Source organism: Exiguobacterium sp. CH10, assembly GCF_018617635.1.
GTDB lineage: Bacteria > Bacillota > Bacilli > Exiguobacteriales > Exiguobacteriaceae > Exiguobacterium > Exiguobacterium aestuarii_A.
The window spans coordinates 559,278-582,033 of the sequence record NZ_JACSKO010000002.1 but is presented as its reverse complement, the minus strand read 5'-3'; the positions used below and the strand labels follow the sequence as shown (position 1 = coordinate 582,033).

Below are 22,756 nucleotides of genomic sequence, written 5' to 3'. Positions count from 1 at the left end.
CAGGGTAGTCAATCGAACTGTTTTTCGAGTACTCTATCTAAGGGGAGGTGAACCTGATGACGGTACAATTACCGATTCGTGTTCGAAATATTATTTTCATCTTAATAGGTTCTTTTATTTTTGCATTCGGCGTTTATCACTTCAACGTCCAAAACAACTTGGCAGAGGGTGGATTCACCGGGATCACCTTGATTCTTCGTGGTCTCTTTGATATCTCGCCTTCCATCACGAACTTGGCGTTAAACGTCCCGCTCTTTTTCATGAGTTATAAGTTATTAGGTCGAACGACTTTCGTTTATACACTCATCGGGACGTTCTCATTTTCACTTTGGTATGCACTCATCGCTAAATATTCTACACTCGTCATCGACCTGACGGATGACATGGTGCTCGCAAGTTTGTTTGCCGGTCTCTTTATCGGAGTCGGACTCGGAATCATCTTTAACAATGGCGGAACGACTGGTGGCGTCGATATCATCGCGCGACTCGTACAACGCTATATCGGCTGGTCAATCGGAAAGACGTTCCTCATCTTTGACTTCTTTGTCATCGTTCTCAGTTTGACATATCTCGATATCCGCGAGGCGATGTATACGCTTCTTGCCGTCTATATCGGGGCACGTGTCATCGACTCAATGCAAGAAGGAACGTATGCCGGTAAGGCGGCGATGATCATCAGTGACCACCGGACTGCCATCGCAGACGGTATTCATGCGACGATGAACCGCGGCACGACAAGACTACTTGCCAAAGGTGGCTATTCGAATCGTGAACTTGAAGTGCTGTACGTCGTCGTCGGGCGAAATGAAGTGAATCGCTTGAAGACGATCGTCAAACAGATCGACCCTCATGCGTTCGTCACGTTCCATCACGTCTATGAAGTGGGCGGAGAAGGCTTTACGTTCGATGAAAATCGAATGCCGTTGAAATAAGCAAAAAATCGCCTCGTTCATAGTAATGAACGGGCGATTTTTTATGGCTCGATGTTGAGCACCTCGACTTGAATCGTGCCTCCGGGCGTTTCAATTTGAATCGTTTGACCGACAGTCGTCCCCATCAAACTACGACCGAGTGGCGATGTCATCGAAATACTTCCTCGTTCTAGGTCTGCTTCTGCCTCACTCACGATTCGATAGCTCTCGGTCTCCTCGTCGCCTACACGAATCACGACCCGATTCCCGAACATCACGACTTCCGACTGTTCGGATTCGACGATTGTCACGTCGGCAAGCAGGCGCTCAAGGTCTTGAATATCCGCCTCTACCCGCTCATATTCCCGTACCGCCTCAGTATAGGTGATATCTTCTCGAAAATCACAAAATTTCCGCGCTGTACGTATACGTTCACGCGCATCCGTCCGAGCCTGTCTTAACACGGCTAGTTTATTTTTCAATTGCTCATGACCGTACTCTGTCAGTTGCGGTTTCATCAACAACATTTCCTTTCATCAAAAAAATAAAAAAATCCCGCCAATCGACGGGATTTCCTTCTACTCCTCACGAGGCATGAAGACGATGAGCGCCAAACGGATGAGTTCGGCAACCGCAACGAGCGTTGCAGCCACATACGTCCATGCTGCGGCATTCAATACTTTCCGTGCGCCAGATTCTTCTGTCGCCGTCACGATGCCGTGTGACGTCAACTGAGCCATCGCTCGTTTCGACGCATCGAACTCGACCGGGAGCGTGATCAATTGGAAGACGACCGCCCCGAGCATCATGATGACACCGAGTTGTGCCAATCCGAGTGCACCGAACAAGAAACCACCGAGTAACAATGGGAACGACAAGTTCGACGTGATGTTTACGACTGGAACGAGACTATGTCGAACGCGCATCATCTTGTAGTCCGTCGCATCTTGAATGACGTGACCGATTTCGTGGGCCGCGATGGCTGCCGACGAAATCGTCGATCCTTGATACACTTCACGAGAGAGACGGACGACCTTATTGACCGGGTCATAGTGGTCGCTCATGAGTCCATCGACCATCTCGATTCGTACGTTGTGGACACCGTTCTGTTTCATGATGAAATCAGCGACTTGTGCGCCTGTGACACCGCTTTGAAGCGGTTGTTTTAAAAACTGTTTGTACGTGCTTTTCACTCGCATCTGGGCCCATAAGGGGATGAGCATAATCAGTGCAAGATAGAAAATATAGCCACCTAATGACATTTTCTATTTCACCTCTGCGTGTATTTGATAATTTGATTTTACATTCTTATGAACTTATTTTCAAGCGAAGGGCGCAGGACGAACGCATATCCCATAAAAAAACATAATCCCGTTAACCAAAACGAGCCGTAGCCGATCCACATAATATGTTCCGCGAGTGACGGATAGCGCGGCCATTGACCGAGCACATAATCAACTACGTCATTATGAATTACCCAAATCAATGAACAGACAAACGATGTAATCGTCCATTTCATAAAAGGTGCGTAGATGAGTGCTTGAAGCGCCATCGCTCCATGAGAAACCATCAACATGACCGCCATTAAAATGGTGATGGTCGGTGCATCCACCGGTAACGTCCCTAAAAACATGATATTCATGATGACGGCCCAGACGCCGTATTTGATTAAGGTAATGAATGCAAGCGTCTCGAATAATGGGGAACGTTTTTTCGCTATCCATAATCCGAGAACAATCGTAAAGAAGAGGGATGCTGTCGGGCTGTCCGGGACAAACGGCCAATATACGTATGGTGTGTCCCGCAGCTGAGGTTCATACCAAATATAGCCGTAAATCGTACCGCCTAAGTTGATGACAAATAATAGCGTCAGTACGATTCGGTTCATTAAGAAAGTGTTTAAAAACGTCGGGTTCATGTTCTCAATCCTTTTTTCTTCAGTTTATCGCAATACGAATACATAAGTAAAAAAGTGTAGCCTGGTTTCTCAGGCTACACTTTATGGCTTACTCGTTATTTTCGCCGCCTTCACCATATGAAGCGATGAATTCAGATAGTACTTGTAAATCTTCAGGTGAGCCGTCCCACTGACCAGCAGGCATCGTCCCAATCCCGTTTACAGCGATATCCGCAATCTCTTCAGCTGTATACTGTGTTCCGACGAGTGCTGGAGCTGCTGCTCCACCTTCAAGGTTTTGACCGTGACAGTTCACACAAGATTGAGCCGAATAGATCTCATATCCTGGTGCAGCCGTATCAATTTCAGGACCTTCACCTGGAATTTGAAGTTCACCTTGAGCGTGGACTTGATCCCAGTGTGTCGTTTGAACAGATTCCCAAGTCAAGTAGAAGACCGAGAGAATACCGAGCAACATGAAACTGATGGCGACTGGACGTTTTGCCGGACGACGCTCGAGACCTTGGTCAAGCCAAGGCGCAATGAGAAGTGCCGTGAACGCCAAACCTGGAATGATGACCGTACCAAGCAAGATCCAGTCTCCTGCAGCGAATTGATATTTGAGTAATTGATACAAGAACAAGAAATACCAGTCCGGTAATGGAATGTATGACGTGTTCGTTGGATCGGCGATATTTTGAAGCGGTGGTGCTTCGACGATTGTCAAAGCGATGAAGCCGATCAAGAAGACCGACCCTACCATCCACTCTTTAAGCAAGAAGTTCGGCCAAAACGCCTCTGTGCGTCCTGGGTATTCTGAATAGTCTTTTGCAATGTTTTGTTTCCGATTCGAGATTCCTACTCGAGAGTCGGTTACAAATTTCATCCCTTTACCGCGATGCATATCGTTTCTCCTCCTTTTTCTCCTCGAATCGGCTTATAGCGGTCCAGAAACCCCTTGTTTACGAATCATCAAGAAGTGGGCTCCCAATAGTCCGAACAATGCCGCCGGTAAGAAGAAGACGTGGATGGCGAAGAATCGTGCGAGCGTGCTCGCCCCGACAATCTCACCACCGGCGAGAAGTGTCTTCGCAATACCACCGATGACCGGTACACTTTCAGCGATTTGAAGCGTAACTTTCGTTGCGAACAATGCTTTCATGTCCCATGGAAGCAAGTATCCTGTGAGTCCAAGCGCCAAGACGACGAAGAACAAGAGAACACCGACGACCCAGTTAAGCTCACGTGGCTTCTTATACGATCCCGTGAAGAACACGCGGAGCGTATGTAAGAATAACATGACGATGGCAACGGATGCGCCCCAGTGGTGCATCCCACGAACGATTTGTCCGTGTGCAATTTCATTTTGTAAATAGTATACCGACGCGTGCGCGTTGATGATATCTGGTACATAGTACATCGTCAAGAACATCCCTGAAAGGATTTGGATGACGATTGTAAAGAACGTCAAACCACCAAAACAATAGACAAATGCAGAGAAGTGATGGGCAGGGTTGACGTGTTCTGGTACTTCGTGGTCTGCGATATCGCGCCAAAGTGGTGTGATGTCTACGCGCTCATCGACCCAATCATAAATTTTTTGTAACATCGACTAGTCCCCCTCTCACTTCTGTGAAATTGGGCTACCTAGGTATAGGAAGCCATCTTTTTCTTCTTTTTCATAACGTGCAAGTGGTGCTGTTGGTGGTGTACCCGGGATGTTCGTTCCATCTTTTTCGTAACGTCCTAAGTGACACGGACAGAAGAATTCTTGTGGACGAGTCGGATCACCCGCAAAAGCTACCTGACAGCCGAGGTGTGTACAAATCGGAGAGAGTGCGATGATTTCGCCACTTTCTGTTTTGTATACCCATGCTGAGAGCGTTTCTTCAAATTCGTACCAAGCATCTTGTGTTTGTTTCTTAAAGTCGACACGTTGCGGCTCAGTCGTGATGTCATCAAGACTCATTACTTTTACTTTGTCGCCTGCTCCAGATTTTTTCAAAACCGGATCAATCGCAAAGTTGACCATCGGACTGATCAATGTTGCCGCCATAAAGCCACCTACTCCAGTCAGTGTGTACGTTAAGAACTGACGGCGCGTGACTTTTGACCCATTTTGAGCCATTTCGTTCCCCCCTCATTCGTGTGCATAACCCCATAATTCTTTATGCATTCTTCACAAAAATTTCTCACTCAACAAAATAGTATATCAATAAAACCTCTACGTCAACCGCTTCATGTCGCCATCCAACGGCTCGAAAGTTCCGTGATAACTTGTGTCGCAAAATTTTGAACCATCGTGTGCGCCTGATCGCTCGACATCGCTCCTAGCGCAAGCGGTGGTACGAACAAAATCGGCAAATCATATGGCTTGTAACGGACGTCTGACGCAATAAATAAAACGTGAGAAAAACCGGATGATTCCGCTTTTGCCACCACATCTTTCGCCAGTTCCACACCAGCTTCCACATCGGTGTAACTGATCGTTGGGCTGAGCATCGTCCGACCAGATAATTGACGTTCTGTCTCAACCGTGACGGCATGAATGACTTCATAGCTTTCGGCTTTACGAACCATATCCTCACCAAACGCCAATTCTGCGAGCGGAACGATGAGCGTATCGACGTATTGTCGTTCGGCAATCGAGCGCAGTGCCCCTTGACTATCGAACCTCATCTTTTCCCTCCTCTCCAACTTATCTCATCATGTCTATTGTATCGTACATGACTTCGTTCACGTTTCAAACTTATGAACGAACTGTGAAATAATTGTGTATTCCTACGTTATTAATATACCAAAAAACAAGCGTCAACCGGAACGGAAGCGCTTGTTTTTTTCAAAATAATTTAGATTCCCGTACTTGGTGAAGTTGACTCGTCAAATTGCGGAATAAGTTCTCATCCCGACGATCGAGCGCTTTATCGATTTCAATCAATAATCGCTCTTCTTCAAATTGGGCAACGGAAGCTTGAATGACCGTCTGAGCAGAAGAAGATACTTCATCTTTCACTTCCGCCACCGGTTCAAACGGATTTTGCTCCACGATGTCAATCCAATTCTCATCAATCATCATGCCTTGAAAATTCAATTCCACATAAATTGGCCCATCGTGCAAACGGATGTCATGATAAGCCTTTTCAGGATTCATGGTCACAAGGTCTCCCCGTCGATATCGAAACGGTTCACCGTCAAATCCGTACGCCGTCATCACAAGACTTCGTGGCGAGACCGAGGCGTTTGTTACGAAATGAACGTTGCCAAGCTTATCCGGATGTCTCAACCAGTAGTCAAGAATCCATTTCGCTTCACGTTTCCGAAGTGTATGATGAGCGACAAATCGCTTCAAAAAATTCCGTTTCCGCTCGACCATCTGACCTCATTCCCTTCCCTTTATCATTCTACGTCATCAGACAATTGTTCGAGCTGGTCTTCGAGCATTTGGCGATCTTCAAGGTCGACCACCAATGCAAGCGATTGCTCGACCACACGTCTCGCGTCTTGTCTACGACCTTCCTCTATCAACAGTGTAGCCCATTCTGTAACAAATGACACGTCCTCTTTCATCATCGGCTCAATCGAGGCATACAAACTAACAGCTTCGTCATATTCCTCGAGCTCATATTTTGCCTTCGCCTTGTACCAAGTCATCAGCGGGGATGTCGTATGATCTTCGAGTGCATCTATTGTTTCGAGGACGTCATCGATTTCTCCTGCTTCGAATAAAATCGATAAGATCAATTCTGTCGCTTGTAGCGATTCCGGATTCAACACGAGTGCTTCTCGAAGCTCTTTAACGGCTCCATCGCGATTGCCAAGTTTGAGGAGCAATTTCGCTTTCACGTGACGAAGTTCGTCATTATAGTCGTCGCGTGTGATTCCTTGATCGACGATTTCAAGCGCTTCTTCCGTCTGCCCATTCGCGTCCAATGCTTCGGTGTAAGGAAGATAGAGCGAGGTAAAGTCCGGGTCCATCGCCTGGAGCTCTTTAAACTGCTTGATGGCAACTTCCTCTCGACCGATTCGATGTGCTGTCATCGCATGTCCGAATACGGTATTTAAATTACGATGTGTTGCTTTTTCATACTCATCGAGCGCTTCTTCGAACGACCCAACCATTGTGAGTGCTTCCGCATAGTCAGCTTGGTAATCGATTTCGGACGGCAAGTTCATTTTAGGCAAACGTGCATAGAGGGGGATGGCCTGCTCGAACGACCCAGTCGAGGCGTACAATTCCGCCAATCCATAGATGAGTAATGGTTCGTCTGGATTCTTTTCAAGAGCTTCCATCAATTTTTTCACGGCTACCTCATCGAGCCCCTGAGATTGATACAAATCAGCTAACAAGACGAGACTTCTTACTTGCGTCTCTGCGTCATCTGACTTGACCTTTTCTAATACCGCAATCGCTTCTTCTTCACGGTCACTGTCTAAATATGCCTCTGCAAGTGAAAGGGCGACGTTTGGGTCACCTTCGTAATCCACGTACAATTTTGAAAGGACTTCTGTCGCTCGATCGGCAAGACCAAGTTCTAAATACAAATCAGCAATCGCTAAGCGATCATCATCCGACCCGTCTTTCTCAAGTTCTTCTATATGCGCAAGAGCATGTTCAGTCTCTCCTGATTCAAGCATCTCGATAATATGTGTTAATGCTGCTTCATCTAGCATGTTTCGTCCTCCTGGCCTTCGGTTTGTCGTTATTCTATCTCACGTTGAATCTGTTGTAAATCTTGACGGAATCCGGGATAGCTGACATCGGACGCATCAATGTCTTCAATTTGGATCGTTTCATCCGTGACGAGTGTAGCGACTTGTAACATCATCGACAGACGATGGTCACCATGTGCCGAGACGTGTCCGCCGTGAAGACGACTCGGTTTTACAATAAACCCGTCCTCTTTTCCGACGATGTCCACCCCTAATTTTCGTAACTCTGAAACGACCACGTCAATCCGATCCGTCTCCTTCACTCTCAGTTCCGCTGCGTCGTTCACGATTGACGGAGAATTTGCCTGTGAAGCGACGAGTGCGAATAACGGCAACTCATCGATTTGTGACGGAATCATATCCCCTTCTACGACCGTGCCAGACAGTTCACTTGTCGCCACCGTGACGTCACCGACCAATTCCTCCCCGATGGTTCGTTCATTGGAGATGACGATATTTGCCCCCATCCGTTCGAGCGTCCGCAAAAATCCGATTCGCGTCTCATTCAAACAGACGTCCGTCGTCGTGACGGAGCTATTCGGCACGATGGCCGCCCCTGCCCAGAAGAAGGCAGCCGACGAAGGGTCTGCCGGTACATCGACCGTCGCGCCGCTTAGTCGAGAAGGTTCGACACGAATGATTCGTTCCCCTTTTTCCGCATCAACAGTGAGCTGCGCCCCAAAGAGCGGCAACATTCGCTCAGTATGGTCTCTAGACAATATCGGCTCACGAACAATCGTCGTCCCTTCCGCACGTAACCCGGCAAGGAGGACAGCCGATTTCACTTGGGCGCTCGCTACCGGTAACGTGTAGTCGATGGATTGTAGCGTTTTCCCTTCAATCACGATCGGCGCCAGATCACCTTTCACGTCCGCTCCCATTTCACGGAGTGGTGCGTTGACACGTCGCATCGGACGTTTTGACAACGACTCATCTCCCACGAGTTCAAATGACCCATCATACCCCGATAAGAGTCCAATCAACAAGCGCATCGTCGTCCCTGAGTTCCCGCAGTCTAATCGTGCCGAATGCGGTGACTCGACCCCTGTGATGAGGAGTTCGTCTTGTTTTTCAATCACTTCTGCTCCGAGTGATCGAATGATGTCAAGCGTAGAGCGACAATCGGCACCGAGAAGTGGATGCACGACGCGCGTCGTCCCAGTCGCCATCATGCCGAATAAAAGCGCACGATGAGTGATCGACTTATCACTCGGCACACGGATTGAACCGTTTAAACTCATCATTCCCACCATCCTTTCATCTGTTCAAATGTATGTTCAAGGTGCTCGAGCGGCACAGATTCAACGACAATCGTGTCACGGAGCAAGACGAACCGAATTTCGCCATGACGATTCTTTTTATCCCGAACCATTTTTTCGACATATTGCTCGAACGGTTTCCAGTCAATCGGTGTGACATCGTTCAGACGAATCCAATCAAACAATCGTTTCGCCCGTGTCTCGTCTCCCGATAGTAAAAAGGCAAACACCATCCCATGTAACACCGCTTCTCCGTGAGGGATACGGTACGCTTCGACGGACTCAAGCGCATGACCGAACGTATGCCCGAAGTTCAGCCAAGCGCGAATACCATGCTCTTGCTCATCTTTCTCGACAACTGCTCGTTTCACTTCAATGCCGCGTGCGAGCCATGTGACCCAATCCAATTCCTGATGTTCAGAAAGAGCGGAAAACAAGTCGTCCTCGAAAGAGGATTCGAGGACGTAACGAGATAAATACGCATGTTTTAACAGTTCACCGAGACCGCTCCGCACTTCTTGGATCGGCAAGGTATGAAGACGAGAAACATTGTAATAGACACCGATCGGTTGATAGAATGAACCGATCGCATTTTTCGCAAGTGGATGATTGACGGCGACTTTACCACCGACAGCCGAATCGTGTGCCAAAATCGTCGTCGGAACTTGTATGTAAGGAACACCACGCATATAGACACTCGCTAAAAAACCAGCTAAATCGCCAATCATCCCGCCACCGAAAGCGACAATCAGAGTATGACGGTCACATCCGTGTCTCAATCCTTCAGTGACGAGCTGTTCGAGTTGTGATAATGATTTCGATGCGTCACCCGCCGTGACGACAGACGAGACGACGTGCGGGTGGACTTGCTTTAACTTTGTAAGGAACGATTCCCCGTAAAGTGCGTCGACCCGTTCATCCGTGACGATCCAGAGCATCGAATAACGTGACCAATCACTTGTTTCCATCCAGCAATCTTGATCGTCGACGATAACCTGATACGGGGTCGATGCCGCGATTGGAATAGTCACCATACTCGTAACTCCTCTCGATACTCATCGATTCGGTGTTTTATTCGTTCCATCGTATCATGACCGAACGTCTCACATACTTCCTTCGCAATTTCAAACGCGATGACCGCCTCGACGACGAGTGATGCTGCAGGGACAGCGCAAGAATCGCTCCGTTCGATTTGTGCGAGGAATGCCTCTTTTGTATCGATATCAACTGATTGAAGAGGTTTATAGAGTGTCGGAATTGGTTTCATCACGGCTGAACAGACAATCGGCATACCTGTTGTCATCCCGCCTTCAAAGCCACCGAGGTGATTACTGAGTCGTGTATATCCTTCATCTCCATATGCAATCGGGTCCATCACTTCAGAACCGGGGCGATATGCCATTTCAAATCCATCTCCGAACTCCACGCCCTTAAATGCGTTCACACTCAAGACCGCCTGCGCGATTTTCGCATCCAATTTCCGATCATACTGCACATATGAACCAAGACCAGGAACAACACCATGTACTTCCGTGCAGACGATACCGCCAATCGAGTCTCCATTCGCCTTGGCTTCATCGATGCGACGCATCATACGCTCAGCCGCTGCTTCGTCAAGCGTCCGAACGGGTGAGGCGTCAATCACTTCTTTTGCTTCTTGAAGCGATTCAAACGTACGCATTTCCGCCTGTTCTCCACCGATCACTTTGACGTAACTGAAGAGCGACACCCCGACTTGTTGAAGCAATTGCTTACAAAAAGCACCGACGGCGACACGTGCCGCCGTCTCCCTCGCACTCGAGCGTTCCAAGACGTCACGTAAATCTCGATGGTCATACTTCATCCCACCTACTAAATCGGCATGACCCGGTCTCGGTCGTGAGACTCGTCGCTTGATTTCGACATCATCTTCGATTGGCTCGGCTTGCATGACATGTTTCCAATGTGTATGGTCTTTATTCTCAATCCAAAATGTGATTGGTGCGCCTGTCGTTTTACCGTGACGTATGCCAGATCGAACATCTACTTGGTCTGACTCGATTTGCATGCGACGTCCTCGCCCATATCCCGACTGACGTTTTTTCAATTCTAGGTTAATTTGATCTAAATTTATAGCGAGACCGGCAGGGGCACCTTCAATGATGACCGTCAGGCCCGGACCGTGTGATTCACCAGCTGTCAAATAGCGCATCTGTTCACCTCATCCATCTATTTTTTCGTAAAAGAAGCTTTGTTTCATCGCATATCCATAACGCTTCGGCTGGAAGATTTGTTCGGTTCCTCCGACAAACAAGATTCCTCCTGGTCGAAGGGCACGTTGAAATGACGTATATACTTTTTCTTTCGCTTCTTCCGTAAAGTAAATCAAAACGTTTCGACAGACAATCAAATCAAAGTTCCGTTCATACACGTCCGCTAGTAAATTGTGTTTTTTAAACGTCACAAGTTGTTTGATTTCATCCGAAATGAAATAGTCGTCTCCACGACGTGTAAAGTATCGATTTTTAAACTCATCTGGCAAATCGATGAGTGCCCGCTCGTGATACTTCCCTTGTTTCGCCTTTTCGATGACAATATCGTCTAAATCAGTGGCCATAATGGAAAATTGAGAAGGTGCCAGATGTTTAGACAATAGCATGGCGAGCGAGTAAGGTTCTTCTCCTGTCGAGCACGCTGCGCTCCACACGCGGAGCTTCCCTTGACTCGAACGGATCAAGTGAGGCAGGATATCTTCTTCAAGCTGCTGCCAACGTATCGGATTGCGATAAAATTCACTCACGTTAATCGTCATTCGGTCAAGGAATTCCTCATAGAGCTGACGATCCGTCTCCATCGCCTTTAAATACTCAATGAACGACGCATATCCCTTCTTTTCGCGTAAGGCGACCATCCGGCGCTTCATTTGCGCCTCTTTATATAAATTCAAGTCAATTCCGGACTTGTTATAAAACTTTTTTACGAAGATGGCATAATCATTCATCACCAATTTCAACCTCAATTCTTTCTCATTTCCTCTTTCTTCTGACCACAGGCTTTTAGAAGGGCATCAAAAAAGGACAGGTTTCCCCGTCCCTTCGAAAAGTCATGAAACGTGTGAGGCAACTCCTGCGAACCAAAGTGCCAATTCGCGTTCCGCGCTGTCCACACTATCAGAACCATGAATTACGTTTTGTGACATCGTCGATGCAAAATCACCACGAATCGTTCCAGGTTGTGCATCGAGCGGCTTTGTCTTCCCGATCATGAGACGAGAGACGGCTACGATGTCTTCCCCTTCCCATTCCATCGCGACGACCGGACCAGAAGTCAAAAACTCTACCAATTCACCAAAGAACGGCTTTTCCTTATGCTCTGCGTAGTGTGCCTCTGCGACCTCAACTGACGGTGTCACCATTTCGAGACGGTTCAATGTATATCCTTTGTTTTCAAAACGTGAGATGATTTCCCCAATCAATCCACGTTTTACCCCATCCGGTTTAACCATTAAAAATGTCTTTTCCATTCCCCAAATCCCCCTAAGTCAATAAATGTGTACGTTGTACGTATTTAGTGTACACGCTCCTGAACATTTTTGAAAGGGGTTACATGGGCATTTACCATTTACGTTTCCCGATATATTGGGCGATTTCAATCAAAGATCGCTTGTCAGGCACATCCGGCAACTCATCGAGTCTTCGAATGGCGCGTTCAACGTATCGGTCAATCGTGCGCTGGCTTCGTTCTAATGTCCCATTTCGTTGCACTTCACGAACGAGTGATTTCGTCATCTCCATGTCTGTCGATGCATTCACCTGGCGGAGACGCTCATAAAAAATCGGGTCTTCTGATGAATAGAGCAACGGCAACGTCTTATGACCATGCTTCAAATCTTCTCCAACGGGTTTCCCGAGTTGGAAACTCTTTGCCGTGAAATCGAGCAAATCATCGGTCATTTGGAATGCCATCCCGATATCATAACCGAATAAGCTTAGTTGTTTGACGACTTGAGGTGACGCTCCTGAAATAACAGCGCCTGCCGCACAACTCGTTTCAATCAAAAGGGCTGTCTTTCGTGCAATCCGATCTAAGTATCGTTTAGGTGATTGACCCCAGTCATATTGATCTTGGATTTGATTGATTTCGCCGACACAAATCCGTTCCATCGTGTCCGCCATGATTCGCATCACTTCCGGAGAATCGATTTCGGATACGAGACGAATCGCCTCTCCGAATAGCGTATTTCCGGTATACATCGCAACGGTCTCATCATAACGCTCCATGACGGTCGGTTTCCCCCTACGCAGCATCGCATCATCGATGACATCGTCATGAACGAGCGATGCCATATGAATCAACTCAAGACTTGAGGCAACTTTCGTCAAACGGATATCTTTCGTCTCACCGAATCCCGCGCTCAATAAAACGAAAGCTGGTCGGATGCGTTTACCACCAGCATCGAGTAGTTGGCGAGATGCCGATTCAATAACAGGGTGGTCCGTCCTGACTCGAGTTGATAAAAATTGATCGATTTGATCAATCTCTCGGTTCATGTGACGGTAAAGTCGCTTCAAAGACATGTTTCACCACTTCTTTCCTAGATGCATGGCACATGCACCTCCGGAGAATGTCTTCACTTCGACTTGTTCGAACCCGGCATCTTCAAACATACGTTTGAGCGTCAGACGGTCAGGAAACTGATCGGTCGATTCTTGTAACCATTTGTATTGGTCGTATGACCCGGCAAACACTTTGCCGAACAAAGGCATGACGGTTCCAAAGTAAAATCGATACAATTCTTTAAAGACGGGTGCCGTCGGTTGACTCGTTTCAAGACAGACGACCGTTCCGCCCGGTTTTAAGACGCGATGCATTTCACGCAAAACCGTCATGTAATCCGGAACGTTCCGAAGTCCAAACCCGATTGTGACGTAATCGAACGAATGATCCCCAAACGGTAGCGCCATTGCATTTCCGTGTAGTAATTCAATCGTCGGCATTGATTTTACTTTTTCCTCTCCCACTTTCAACATATTCTCTGAAAAGTCGAGACCTTTGACGACCCCCGTATTCCCTGCAGCTTCAGCCAATTGAATCGTCCAGTCGGCTGTGCCACAACAAACGTCTAGACATTTAGCCCCCGGAAAGACGTTCATTTTCTTCATCGTTGTCCGACGCCACCATTTGTGAAGTCGGAAGCTGATAATCGAGTTCATCGTATCGTAGCTCGGAGAAATGGACTGAAATACTTCGTATACTTTTTGCTCTTTTTCTATCGGTTGCAACGCGTAACATCCTTTCCGTTCTAAGCGACCGCGTGCGCGAGCAACGTATTAAGCTGCTCCTTTTGGTCCTGTCTGAGCGCTGTCGCTTTCTTATCAATCATTCGTTTCCCACTTGTTGTCAAATAAGGTTGTTCAATCAGTTCGGAAAGTGTTTGAATCAATCCGACGTTCGCTTCGATCCAAATGTTCATCGAGACGTTTTTATCGAGCAGTAATGTACATTTTGCAGCATTGACACGTTGTACAGACTGTCCGAATCGATCGCTATACGACGCTGGGAAAGCCGTCAAGATTTTATAAAACTGAGCCGAGGCAAAATCGCCCGCGAGCACTTTTAATTGGCGCTCTAGCGACCCTTTCGGACTACTGTTCACTTGATCATGTAATTCGAGCGCCTGATGAGCGAAATAAGTTGCCATCACGAGTTGTCGATGCTCAATCGATTCCAAATCAATCATCTCGACCATCCAACGAAGCAACAGCATGTCGACTGCTGGTACAACCTCGTGTTTCGTCAAATAGGGATGATTCATACGTTGTTGGATTTGACGAGCAAGGTCTGTGACAACGAATTCATTTGTCAACTGTTCCATGCTATCCCCCCTCGTCCACTTCATTGTCATTCTGACATAGTATAGCACATTTTTGTCACATTCACGTCATTCGAACTCGCAAACGAAACAAAAAAGCCGCCTTTCGGCGACTTATGTATTGCAGATTACTTGACCGCATCTTTGAGCGCTTTACCTGCTTTAAATGCAGGAACTTTGCTCGCTGGGATTTCGATATCTTCTTTTGTACGTGGGTTACGACCTTTACGGGCAGCACGTTCACGAACTTCAAAAGTACCAAAACCGATCAATTGAATTTTTTCACCGTTTTGGAGTGCTTCAGTGATAGATTCGAAAGTAGCTTCTACAACTACTGTAGCTTCTTTTTTCGAAACATTTGCTTTCTCCGCTACTGCTTGGATCAATTCAGTTTTGTTCATCACGATTCACCTCCTCTCACTAGGAGTTTACGGGATTAATCATATCGTACAAACGTTGATATGACAACATTTTTTGCGTGAATTCACGACATTCGCCATCAAAACAAGCTTAGTTGTTTAAAAAAACGACTTCTCCTTGTTCATCTATTGTATAGCCTTGTGAATAAGCAGGGGCGAATGGAGCGTCTTTATACAGCAAATAACGAATGTCTTCACCGATTTCTGGCGACTCATCCGTATTTTGAAGCGCTTCCTTCACATCTTCTCGATAGTCTACAAATAGTTGTCCGGTACCGTCCACGTAGATCGGGAGTTCACGATCGGAAAACGGGCTCGGGATGACCGGTTCTTCTGTGACAAAGATTTTGTCGTAATCGAGCGTGAACTGATTTTTCCCAATCGAGCCATCGAACGGGAACTTCCCTTCTTTCGCCCGAAACGCATTAATGTTTGTCTGAAGCTGTTGAAGACGTTCCGATACACGCAAATCAATCAATTTGACGGTTGGTTCCGTTTCGACATCAACGAGAATATACTGAAACAACCCACCGCCCTCAAAACTATTCGATGGAGGATCCGCTAAATATCCTGGTACGAGACGGGCAAATTCGATGGGATAGCGCTCCATGAGCGGCGTTTCCGCTGGTTTTGTTTTAATGGGCAAGACGCCAGATTGTTCACGATATGCATCGACCGCACTTTGTACGGTATTCAACTGGTCTTCGTACGGAATATTGTTAGCTCGTTCCGAGTCCGGGAACATACATCCTGCCAACAAAGTCGTTAACAGTAAGCTAACAGCGATAATGCTCTTTTTCATGGTCTATCCTCCCGTCGGTCCTGAGACTACGACAAAAATCATAATAACTGTCCCAAATAAGAAAATGATGAACGCAATCAGGCGCACAAGCGTCGCGAACCATCCGGTCAGTTTCGTGTGACTGATGGCGACCATCAGTGCAGCGATGGCAAAAGCACCAATCCCCGCAAATGAAATCCACATTTTGATGAGTGACGGTGTCACGTCTAACCCCCTACTTTCTCTATGTTCTCCAGACTTCAAGTGTAGCAAAAAAAAGCGAGGAACTGAACGAAAACGTCAGTTCCTCTCCGAAGTATTATTCTTCAAAATGAAATACTTGTTCCATCTCGTGCTTCTGTGGGCGTCTCATGAGTTTTTTCACTTCATCATGAGGGCTCTTCCCTTCAAATAGCACGTTATAGAGCGCTTCCGTAATCGGCATTTCGACCCCAGCTTCTTTCGCGAGCGAGTGTGCCGCTTCACAGGCGCGGACACCTTCGACGACCATTCCCATGTTTCCAAGAACGTCCTCGAGCTTTTCACCGCGTCCGATTGCATTGCCGGCCCGCCAATTTCGGCTATGTTGTGATGTCGCTGTCACAATCAAGTCCCCAATCCCTGTCAATCCAGAGAAAGAGGCCGGATTTGCTCCGAGCTTCACCCCAAGTCGGGCAATTTCCACAATTCCACGTGTCATGAGGGCAGCTTTTGCATTGTCCCCATAACCAAGTCCGTCGGTCATACCTGCAGCAAGAGCGATAATATTTTTAAGCGCCCCGCCATACTCGGCACCGACGACATCCGAGTTCAAATAGACACGGAATTGATCGTTTGTAAGCAGCTCCTGCACTTCGTCAGCGACATCGAGGTCCTCACAAGCAATCGTGATTGTCGTCGGTTTCCGCACTGCAACTTCTTCAGCGTGAGTCGGTCCGGTCAATACACCGATTGCTCGACGTTTTGACGGGTCGATTTCTTCCGCAATGATCTCCGAAAGGCGTTTGTGCGTTTTCGGTTCAATCCCTTTTGCGGCATGAACGATGGTGACCGGTTCCTTCAACATGGTGTTCAACTGTTTTGAGACAGGACGAATCGCCGAGCTTGGGACGACAAGGAAGACGATGTTGCGTCCCTCGAGCGCTTCCTTCAAATCTGTCGTGGCCCGAATCGATTCCGGTAACGGTGCGTCTTTCAAATAAAACGAGTTTGTATGAGACGAATTGATCTCGTCCACATGCTCTTGTTCACGTCCGTAGAGCAGGACGTCATGACCATTATCCGCTAATACGAGCGAGATGGCCGTTCCCCAACTTCCCGCTCCAATGACAGCTACATTTGCCATAAGTGGCACCCCCGTTATTAGTTTTTCTGACGAGCCACGATATGAATCGGCGTCCCGGTGAAGTCAAATGCTTTACGGATTTGATTATCTAAATAACGTTTATACGAGAAATGCAACAATTCAGGATCGTTGACGAACAAGACGAACGTCGGCGGCTCGATGGCAACTTGAGTCGCGTAGTTGATCTTCAAACGTTGTCCTTTATCTGTCGGTGTCGGGTTCATCGCGACCGCATCGACGATGACATCGTTCAATACGCTCGTCGAGATCCGACGACGATGTGTTTCTGCCACTTGCTTGATGACAGGCAATAATGTCTGTAATCGTTTCGACGTAAGTGCCGACAAGAAGACAATCGGTGCATAATCAAGGAACAAAAATTCTTTGCGAATTTTCTCTTCCATCTTCTTCATTGTCTTATCATCTTTTTCGACTGCATCCCACTTGTTGACGACGATGACAATCGCCTTCCCGGCTTCATGGGCGAGACCGGCAACACGTTTATCTTGCTCGATGATTCCTTCTTCACCGTCAAGGACGACGAGGACGACGTTCGAGCGTTCAATCGCCTTTTGCGCGCGCATGACGCTGTAACGTTCTGTCGATTCGTATACTTTTCCGCGTTTACGCATACCAGCCGTATCGATGATGACATACTCTTGTCCGTCACGTGTGAACGGTGTATCGATGGCATCACGCGTCGTTCCAGCGATGTTTGAAACGATGACACGGTCTTCGCCAAGGATCGAGTTCGTCAAACTAGACTTCCCGACGTTTGGTCGACCGATCAACGAGAACTGAATGACGTCTTCGTTATATTCAAATTCATCCTTTTCAGGAGCAAGTTCGAATACTTGGTCTAACAAGTCACCAAGTCCTAACCCGTGTGTACCCGAGATTGGGAACGGGTCACCAAATCCGAGTGAATAAAACTCGTACATGAGATCTCTCATTTCAAAGTTATCCACTTTGTTGACGGCAAGAACGATCGGTTTGTTCGAACGGAACAACAAGTTCGCTACTTCTTCATCGGCTGCCGTGATGCCTTCGCGTCCGTTCACCATGAAGATGATGACATCCGCCTCATCGATGGCAAGTTCAGCCTGATGACGCATTTGTACGAGCAACGGCTCGTCTCCTACTTCGATTCCACCTGTGTCAATCAAATGGAACTTACGGTTGAGCCACTCTCCTGTACCGTAAATACGGTCACGTGTGACACCTGGTTTGTCATCGACGATCGAGACACGATCTCCGATGATGCGGTTAAAAATTGTGGATTTCCCGATATTCGGGCGGCCAACGATGGCCACTGCTGGAATTCCCATAACAACACCTCACTAATCTTTCTATCAAAATTTCATCATTTCAACATTTCGAAACGCAACTCACCTATCATATCACAGGCAAAATTAAGTGACCATACAAAAAGAAGCGGGAGCATGACTCCCGCTTGAACGATCATCTTATTTAGAGTCGTCCGAAGATTCATCACCTGTCAATTCAGAGACAGAGAATCCTCCTTGGTCGCTGTATTCGTCGAGTAACGCTTGGTCATCATCTTGACGAGTCGGTTCAGATGATTCGAGTGCACGCATCGACAATGAGATTTTCTTATCATCGAGATGAACGTCTAATACTTTAACTTTCACTTCTTGGCCTTCTGATAACACTTCAGATGGCGTTGCGATGTGACGGTTCGCGATTTGCGAGATATGAAGGAGACCTTCCACTTGTGGTGCGACCTCGACGAAAGCACCGAACGTCACAAGACGTTTGACAGTTCCTTCGATCACATCACCTGGTTGAATTTTCCCTTCAATCGTTTCCCACGGTCCTGGTTGTGTCTCTTTAATCGAGAGCTTCACTTTTTCATTATCTAAGTCGAGACCAAGGACTTTCACTTTGACGCGGTCGCCTTCTGTTACGACATCGCTCGGCTTCTCGACACGGCTGTGCGCCATTTCTGAGATATGGACGAGACCGTCCACACCGCCGATATCAACGAACGCACCGAAGTCCGTCAAACGTTGAACCGTTCCTTCGATCACTTGACCGACTTCGAGCGATTCAAGCGTCTCGGATTTCTTCGCACTCATTTCCGCTTCGACAACTGCTTTATGTGACAAGATGACGCGATTTTTTTCGCGATCAATCTCGACAACTTTTACGGTAATTGGTTTGTTTAAATAAGACGAGAAGTCTTCTACAAAGTGACTTTCGACGAGAGATGCCGGGATAAATCCACGGATTCCGATATCGACGACAAGACCACCTTTGACCTTATCTTTCACCATCACTTCAAACACTTCGCCCGATTCGAATTTTTCGACGATTCGATCCCATGCTGCTTCAGCATCGACGTCTTTTTTCGAAACGACCACTTCTTCGTCCGTGACTTTTTTAACTTTGACACGAATCTCGTCGTTCACTTGGAGTGATTCGTTTAAATCGTCTAGATGCATGCTTGATACTTCGCTAATTGGCAAAATCGCTTCGGTTTTATAACCGATATCGATTAGCGCTTGCTTGTCCTCGATTTTGACAACTGTTCCGGTCACAATCTGACCACGATTAATTTCAAAATCAGGCATATCTTTCATTTCTTCGACCATTCCAACACTACCCCCTCACGATGAGTACAAAAAGGAGCGCCCTGAGGCGCTTACACCTAGTATAAATCTCTTATAATTCCGAGAATTTGTCAAGGCGTTATGAAGATTGTACCTCTATTGAAAGAAGTTTAAACCTCAATTCCCTAAACCTATAATTACTTCGTGAATGAATGTTTTAAATAGAGGTCGGCGATTGTATCCATGATTAAGTCGGCTGCCTCTTGCGCGTTTGCCTTACGTTCCTTCAAAGGAGCCAAATCAATCGGCTTTCCAATGACGACACGCAATTTCGCACGAAACTTATATCTACCGATGATGGCAATCGGTAAAATGTGCGCGTCTGAACGCATCGCAAAGAAACCAACCCCGGCTTGCGCCTTTCCTAACGTCCCATCTTTTGAACGTGTACCCTCAGGGAAGATCGAGATGACCTCATCTTCTTTTAGCTTTTGAAGAACAACTCGTAGCGCCTGACGGTCACCTTCCCCACGCGATACAGGAATTTGTCCCGCACGGTTCAAAATATGCTTCAATACAGGAACGCTGAAAAGCTCTTTTTTCGCAAAGAATCGTAATGGACGTTCTTTCGGAATCGCACATGCGAGAAGGACCGGATCCCAGTTCGACTGGTGGTTCGAACAGACGAGGATCGCCCCATCTTTTGGGACATGTTCGCGTCCGATGAACTCGACACGAAACGATGCGCGTTGAATGATATTCACGACGCCTCTCGCCAGCCTATACATGCCAAACGGACCATTGTTCAACGGTTTACTCATGCTTTCACCTCTTCAATTAATCGTTCAATCGCCGAGACGACCCCATCAATCGACAACGTCGTCGTATCGAGATAATGAGCATCTTCAGCTTGACGGAGAGGCGCGACCTCGCGCTCTGAATCACGTTTGTCACGAAGGGCGATTTCCTCCTTCAAACGCTCGTAATCACTCGGGATTCCTTTTGACACATTCTCCTCATGACGACGGCGTGCTCGCTCTTCGACCGAGGCAGTCATGAACACTTTCAAATCTGCATTCGGCAACACGTGCGTACCGATATCGCGTCCATCCATGACGACACCGCCATGTTTCGCTAAATCACGTTGTAAATCCATCAAGGCATCCCGTACTTCCGGTTGACGGGCGACAAAACTCACATTATTCGTCACTTCACTAGAACGAATGACGTCTGTCACTTCTTCCTCACCATCGAATACACGTTGCCCTACTTCAGATGGTACAAGACGAATCGACATGTTCTCAATCATCTTTGCAAGCGCAGGACCGTCTTCAAGATTAACCCCTTCGTTTAAAGCACGGTATGTGACCGCTCGATAAATCGCACCTGTATCAATGTAGACATAGCCCAATTGTTTCGCCAACGACTTGGCGATTGTACTTTTCCCGGCACCAGCCGGTCCATCTAAAGCAATTTGTAACGATTTTTTCATACAAAACGGGTATCGAGTGTGCCCGATACCCTCCTCCTCTCGGTCTATAATCCCGAGAACATCATAACAGTTTTTTATCTTGAAGAAAATACAGACCCTGTACGCTTACGCGCTTCAAGTTGAACGCGGAAACAGTATCGTAAAATCGTTTCCTGATCGCGAGGGGTCAAATCTTCGAATGCCAAAGAGAGTTCTTGCTTCACTTCTTGTTTATGTATCCGTACTAAACGACTCTTCACACGAAAGAGTTGTGGCACACCTTGCTCGTCTTCAATCCGAAAAACGACGATGAGTGATTCATCCACTTCGACAGGTGCACGGTTCGCAATGATTTTCATTCCACCAGCCGATACGTCAAGCGATGTCGTTTCAAACGACTCAAAGTCTGCCCCATCCGCCGCAACGACTGTCACATCAATCATTTCAGGAACGCGCAAATATTCTCGTCGTTGAATCCGTTTGATTTTTTTCTCATCCGGCATCTTGAAAGCATAGCGAATCGTCATCTGCGCATCACTGATTCGCTTCGCAACTTTCGTATCAAATGCGAACAACTGGTTATCCCCTTTGAAAAAGTAGACACGCATCTCTTCTTCTTCATGTAAGAAGAATGTTTTGAGCGTCGTCGTGTCGCTTGGTGATTCAATCCAAACGATTTGATCTACTATGGCAGCAATCTTTGTTTTCCCTTCATTACGTCCTTCTACTTCAATTCGTAATTCTTGTCCTTCTTTCAGCATACGCATGCTCCCCTTTATTTAAATTGACGACGATTGGACAGATTGGCTGCTCGTACAAGCAGAAGTGCAACCATCCATAAAATGACGATATAAAGAACGGCGGGCAACTTATGATTTGGTTCTAAAATCAAAATCAAATCAAACGTTCCGTGAATGACCGTTGCAGAAAAAATTGCCATAAACAGCCACACCCGCTCACGTGCCGAATGTTTGGCTCGTCCCAAGCAGTAGCCCATGACAACCGCAAACAATGCATGTCCGCTCACGGGTAAAATGGCCCGCCAAATCGCGATTTCTAGTGAATCGTACACCCATAAGTATAAAAAATTCTCTAACGTCGCAAAGCCTAATGAGCAGGCGACCGCATAGAGAATCCCGTCGTAGTAATCATCAAAGACTTTATGTATATATATTGTATAATAAATCATAAACCACTTAAAAAACTCTTCGAGTAAGGCAGTGGTGACATATGCCTGCCAAAACGGACCAGTCAGGACGCCTTCTTCGATGAACGCATATTGGATAAACATGATCGGGAAAACAAGAACGGCCCCGGCCACGAAAGAACGAATCACATATCCGAGCGGTTCTGCTTCCAATTCATGGCGAAGATAGAAGTAGGAAAGAAGGGCAAGCCCTGGTGCCACCGCAGACAAGGCGATTGCGATCATGACGCATCTCTCCTTTCTCTCATTAGCATACACTGAATTGTCTGAAAGAAAAAGTGTGTAACGCCTAGAAAATGGAAATATCCACAAAAAATAATTAGGAGGTCATT

Annotated in this window: 28 protein-coding genes; 1 reads left to right on the top strand and 27 read right to left on the bottom strand. The window is 47.0% G+C overall.

The features are described from left to right. Nucleotides 1–56: 56 nt before the first annotated feature. The gene (locus KNP04_RS09780) at nucleotides 57–932 is read left to right on the top strand and encodes a YitT family protein (protein WP_214875579.1); all 876 of its coding nucleotides are present in this window, start codon (nucleotides 57–59) and stop codon (nucleotides 930–932) included. Nucleotides 933–973: 41 nt separating this feature from the next. Here the strand turns inward: KNP04_RS09780 and KNP04_RS09775 are convergent, their stop codons facing one another. From KNP04_RS09775 to prsW, 27 genes are all read right to left on the bottom strand, one after another. Next, a complete protein-coding gene (locus tag KNP04_RS09775) occupies nucleotides 974–1,429 on the bottom strand; it encodes a GreA/GreB family elongation factor (protein WP_214875577.1) in 456 nt (151 codons plus the stop codon). A 60-nt stretch (nucleotides 1,430–1,489) separates the two neighbouring features. Then, a complete protein-coding gene (locus KNP04_RS09770) occupies nucleotides 1,490–2,173 on the bottom strand; it encodes a zinc metallopeptidase (protein ID WP_214745364.1) in 684 nt (227 codons plus the stop codon). A 38-nt stretch (nucleotides 2,174–2,211) separates the two neighbouring features. Further along, the gene (locus tag KNP04_RS09765) at nucleotides 2,212–2,799 is read right to left on the bottom strand and encodes a DUF1405 domain-containing protein (RefSeq protein WP_251129897.1); all 588 of its coding nucleotides are present in this window, start codon (nucleotides 2,797–2,799) and stop codon (nucleotides 2,212–2,214) included. 118 nt (nucleotides 2,800–2,917) lie between these two features. Further along, nucleotides 2,918–3,712, bottom strand: coding sequence for a menaquinol-cytochrome c reductase cytochrome b/c subunit (locus KNP04_RS09760; RefSeq protein ID WP_074034621.1), 795 nt, complete (start codon nucleotides 3,710–3,712; stop codon nucleotides 2,918–2,920). A gap of 33 nt (nucleotides 3,713–3,745) precedes the next feature. After that, nucleotides 3,746–4,417 (bottom strand): menaquinol-cytochrome c reductase cytochrome b subunit, encoded by a 672-nt coding sequence (gene qcrB, locus KNP04_RS09755; protein WP_015881478.1) that lies wholly within the window; start codon nucleotides 4,415–4,417, stop codon nucleotides 3,746–3,748. A gap of 15 nt (nucleotides 4,418–4,432) precedes the next feature. Then, nucleotides 4,433–4,936 carry a QcrA and Rieske domain-containing protein gene (locus tag KNP04_RS09750; protein ID WP_214691882.1) on the bottom strand — a complete coding sequence of 168 codons (504 nt, stop codon included), beginning with the start codon at nucleotides 4,934–4,936 and terminating at the stop codon, nucleotides 4,433–4,435. 110 nt (nucleotides 4,937–5,046) lie between these two features. Further along, nucleotides 5,047–5,487 (bottom strand): DUF2487 family protein, encoded by a 441-nt coding sequence (locus KNP04_RS09745; RefSeq protein ID WP_214875568.1) that lies wholly within the window; start codon nucleotides 5,485–5,487, stop codon nucleotides 5,047–5,049. 160 nt (nucleotides 5,488–5,647) lie between these two features. Beyond that, a complete protein-coding gene (locus KNP04_RS09740; protein WP_214691878.1) occupies nucleotides 5,648–6,181 on the bottom strand; it encodes a ReoY family proteolytic degradation factor in 534 nt (177 codons plus the stop codon). 23 nt (nucleotides 6,182–6,204) lie between these two features. Beyond that, a complete protein-coding gene (locus tag KNP04_RS09735; RefSeq protein ID WP_214875566.1) occupies nucleotides 6,205–7,479 on the bottom strand; it encodes a tetratricopeptide repeat protein in 1,275 nt (424 codons plus the stop codon). 29 nt (nucleotides 7,480–7,508) lie between these two features. Beyond that, the gene (gene aroA, locus KNP04_RS09730) at nucleotides 7,509–8,759 is read right to left on the bottom strand and encodes a 3-phosphoshikimate 1-carboxyvinyltransferase (protein WP_214875564.1); all 1,251 of its coding nucleotides are present in this window, start codon (nucleotides 8,757–8,759) and stop codon (nucleotides 7,509–7,511) included. Further along, nucleotides 8,759–9,811: a 3-dehydroquinate synthase gene (locus tag KNP04_RS09725; RefSeq protein ID WP_214875562.1), complete on the bottom strand. Its 1,053-nt coding sequence runs from the start codon at nucleotides 9,809–9,811 to the stop codon at nucleotides 8,759–8,761. Before KNP04_RS09725 ends, aroA begins: the two co-directional genes overlap by 1 nt. After that, on the bottom strand, nucleotides 9,805–10,968 hold the full coding sequence (gene aroC / locus KNP04_RS09720; RefSeq protein WP_214875560.1) for a chorismate synthase: 1,164 nt from the start codon (nucleotides 10,966–10,968) through the stop codon (nucleotides 9,805–9,807). The genes KNP04_RS09725 and aroC overlap by 7 nt, the downstream gene beginning before the upstream one ends. Before the next feature lie 9 nt (nucleotides 10,969–10,977). Further along, nucleotides 10,978–11,757, bottom strand: a complete 780-nt coding sequence (locus tag KNP04_RS09715; RefSeq protein ID WP_214691869.1) for a CheR family methyltransferase — start codon at nucleotides 11,755–11,757, stop codon at nucleotides 10,978–10,980. A 102-nt stretch (nucleotides 11,758–11,859) separates the two neighbouring features. Beyond that, nucleotides 11,860–12,279: a nucleoside-diphosphate kinase gene (gene ndk, locus KNP04_RS09710; RefSeq protein WP_214691868.1), complete on the bottom strand. Its 420-nt coding sequence runs from the start codon at nucleotides 12,277–12,279 to the stop codon at nucleotides 11,860–11,862. A 91-nt stretch (nucleotides 12,280–12,370) separates the two neighbouring features. Next, the gene (locus tag KNP04_RS09705) at nucleotides 12,371–13,306 is read right to left on the bottom strand and encodes a polyprenyl synthetase family protein (protein WP_251129896.1); all 936 of its coding nucleotides are present in this window, start codon (nucleotides 13,304–13,306) and stop codon (nucleotides 12,371–12,373) included. Between the two features lie 30 nt (nucleotides 13,307–13,336). Next, the gene (locus KNP04_RS09700) at nucleotides 13,337–14,038 is read right to left on the bottom strand and encodes a demethylmenaquinone methyltransferase (RefSeq protein WP_214691866.1); all 702 of its coding nucleotides are present in this window, start codon (nucleotides 14,036–14,038) and stop codon (nucleotides 13,337–13,339) included. Between the two features lie 20 nt (nucleotides 14,039–14,058). Further along, entirely contained in the window at nucleotides 14,059–14,631 is a 573-nt protein-coding gene (locus tag KNP04_RS09695) for a heptaprenyl diphosphate synthase component 1 (protein ID WP_214875556.1), read from the bottom strand. A 125-nt stretch (nucleotides 14,632–14,756) separates the two neighbouring features. Next, entirely contained in the window at nucleotides 14,757–15,029 is a 273-nt protein-coding gene (locus tag KNP04_RS09690) for an HU family DNA-binding protein (protein ID WP_074034634.1), read from the bottom strand. 109 nt (nucleotides 15,030–15,138) lie between these two features. After that, nucleotides 15,139–15,849 (bottom strand): hypothetical protein, encoded by a 711-nt coding sequence (locus KNP04_RS09685; RefSeq protein WP_214875554.1) that lies wholly within the window; start codon nucleotides 15,847–15,849, stop codon nucleotides 15,139–15,141. Nucleotides 15,850–15,852: 3 nt separating this feature from the next. Next, nucleotides 15,853–16,053, bottom strand: a complete 201-nt coding sequence (locus tag KNP04_RS09680) for a DUF2768 family protein (protein WP_074034636.1) — start codon at nucleotides 16,051–16,053, stop codon at nucleotides 15,853–15,855. A 94-nt stretch (nucleotides 16,054–16,147) separates the two neighbouring features. Continuing rightward, nucleotides 16,148–17,173, bottom strand: coding sequence for an NAD(P)H-dependent glycerol-3-phosphate dehydrogenase (locus tag KNP04_RS09675; RefSeq protein WP_214875552.1), 1,026 nt, complete (start codon nucleotides 17,171–17,173; stop codon nucleotides 16,148–16,150). A 17-nt stretch (nucleotides 17,174–17,190) separates the two neighbouring features. Continuing rightward, nucleotides 17,191–18,501, bottom strand: coding sequence for a ribosome biogenesis GTPase Der (gene der, locus KNP04_RS09670; protein WP_214875550.1), 1,311 nt, complete (start codon nucleotides 18,499–18,501; stop codon nucleotides 17,191–17,193). A gap of 138 nt (nucleotides 18,502–18,639) precedes the next feature. After that, nucleotides 18,640–19,788 carry a 30S ribosomal protein S1 gene (rpsA, locus tag KNP04_RS09665; RefSeq protein WP_214691862.1) on the bottom strand — a complete coding sequence of 383 codons (1,149 nt, stop codon included), beginning with the start codon at nucleotides 19,786–19,788 and terminating at the stop codon, nucleotides 18,640–18,642. A gap of 155 nt (nucleotides 19,789–19,943) precedes the next feature. After that, nucleotides 19,944–20,567 carry a lysophospholipid acyltransferase family protein gene (locus KNP04_RS09660; protein ID WP_214875548.1) on the bottom strand — a complete coding sequence of 208 codons (624 nt, stop codon included), beginning with the start codon at nucleotides 20,565–20,567 and terminating at the stop codon, nucleotides 19,944–19,946. Then, nucleotides 20,564–21,238 (bottom strand): (d)CMP kinase, encoded by a 675-nt coding sequence (cmk, locus tag KNP04_RS09655; protein ID WP_214875546.1) that lies wholly within the window; start codon nucleotides 21,236–21,238, stop codon nucleotides 20,564–20,566. The genes KNP04_RS09660 and cmk overlap by 4 nt, the downstream gene beginning before the upstream one ends. 74 nt (nucleotides 21,239–21,312) lie before the next feature. Then, entirely contained in the window at nucleotides 21,313–21,978 is a 666-nt protein-coding gene (locus KNP04_RS09650; protein WP_214875537.1) for a flagellar brake protein, read from the bottom strand. 14 nt (nucleotides 21,979–21,992) lie between these two features. Then, a complete protein-coding gene (prsW, locus tag KNP04_RS09645; protein WP_214875530.1) occupies nucleotides 21,993–22,649 on the bottom strand; it encodes a glutamic-type intramembrane protease PrsW in 657 nt (218 codons plus the stop codon). Nucleotides 22,650–22,756: the final 107 nt, after the last annotated feature.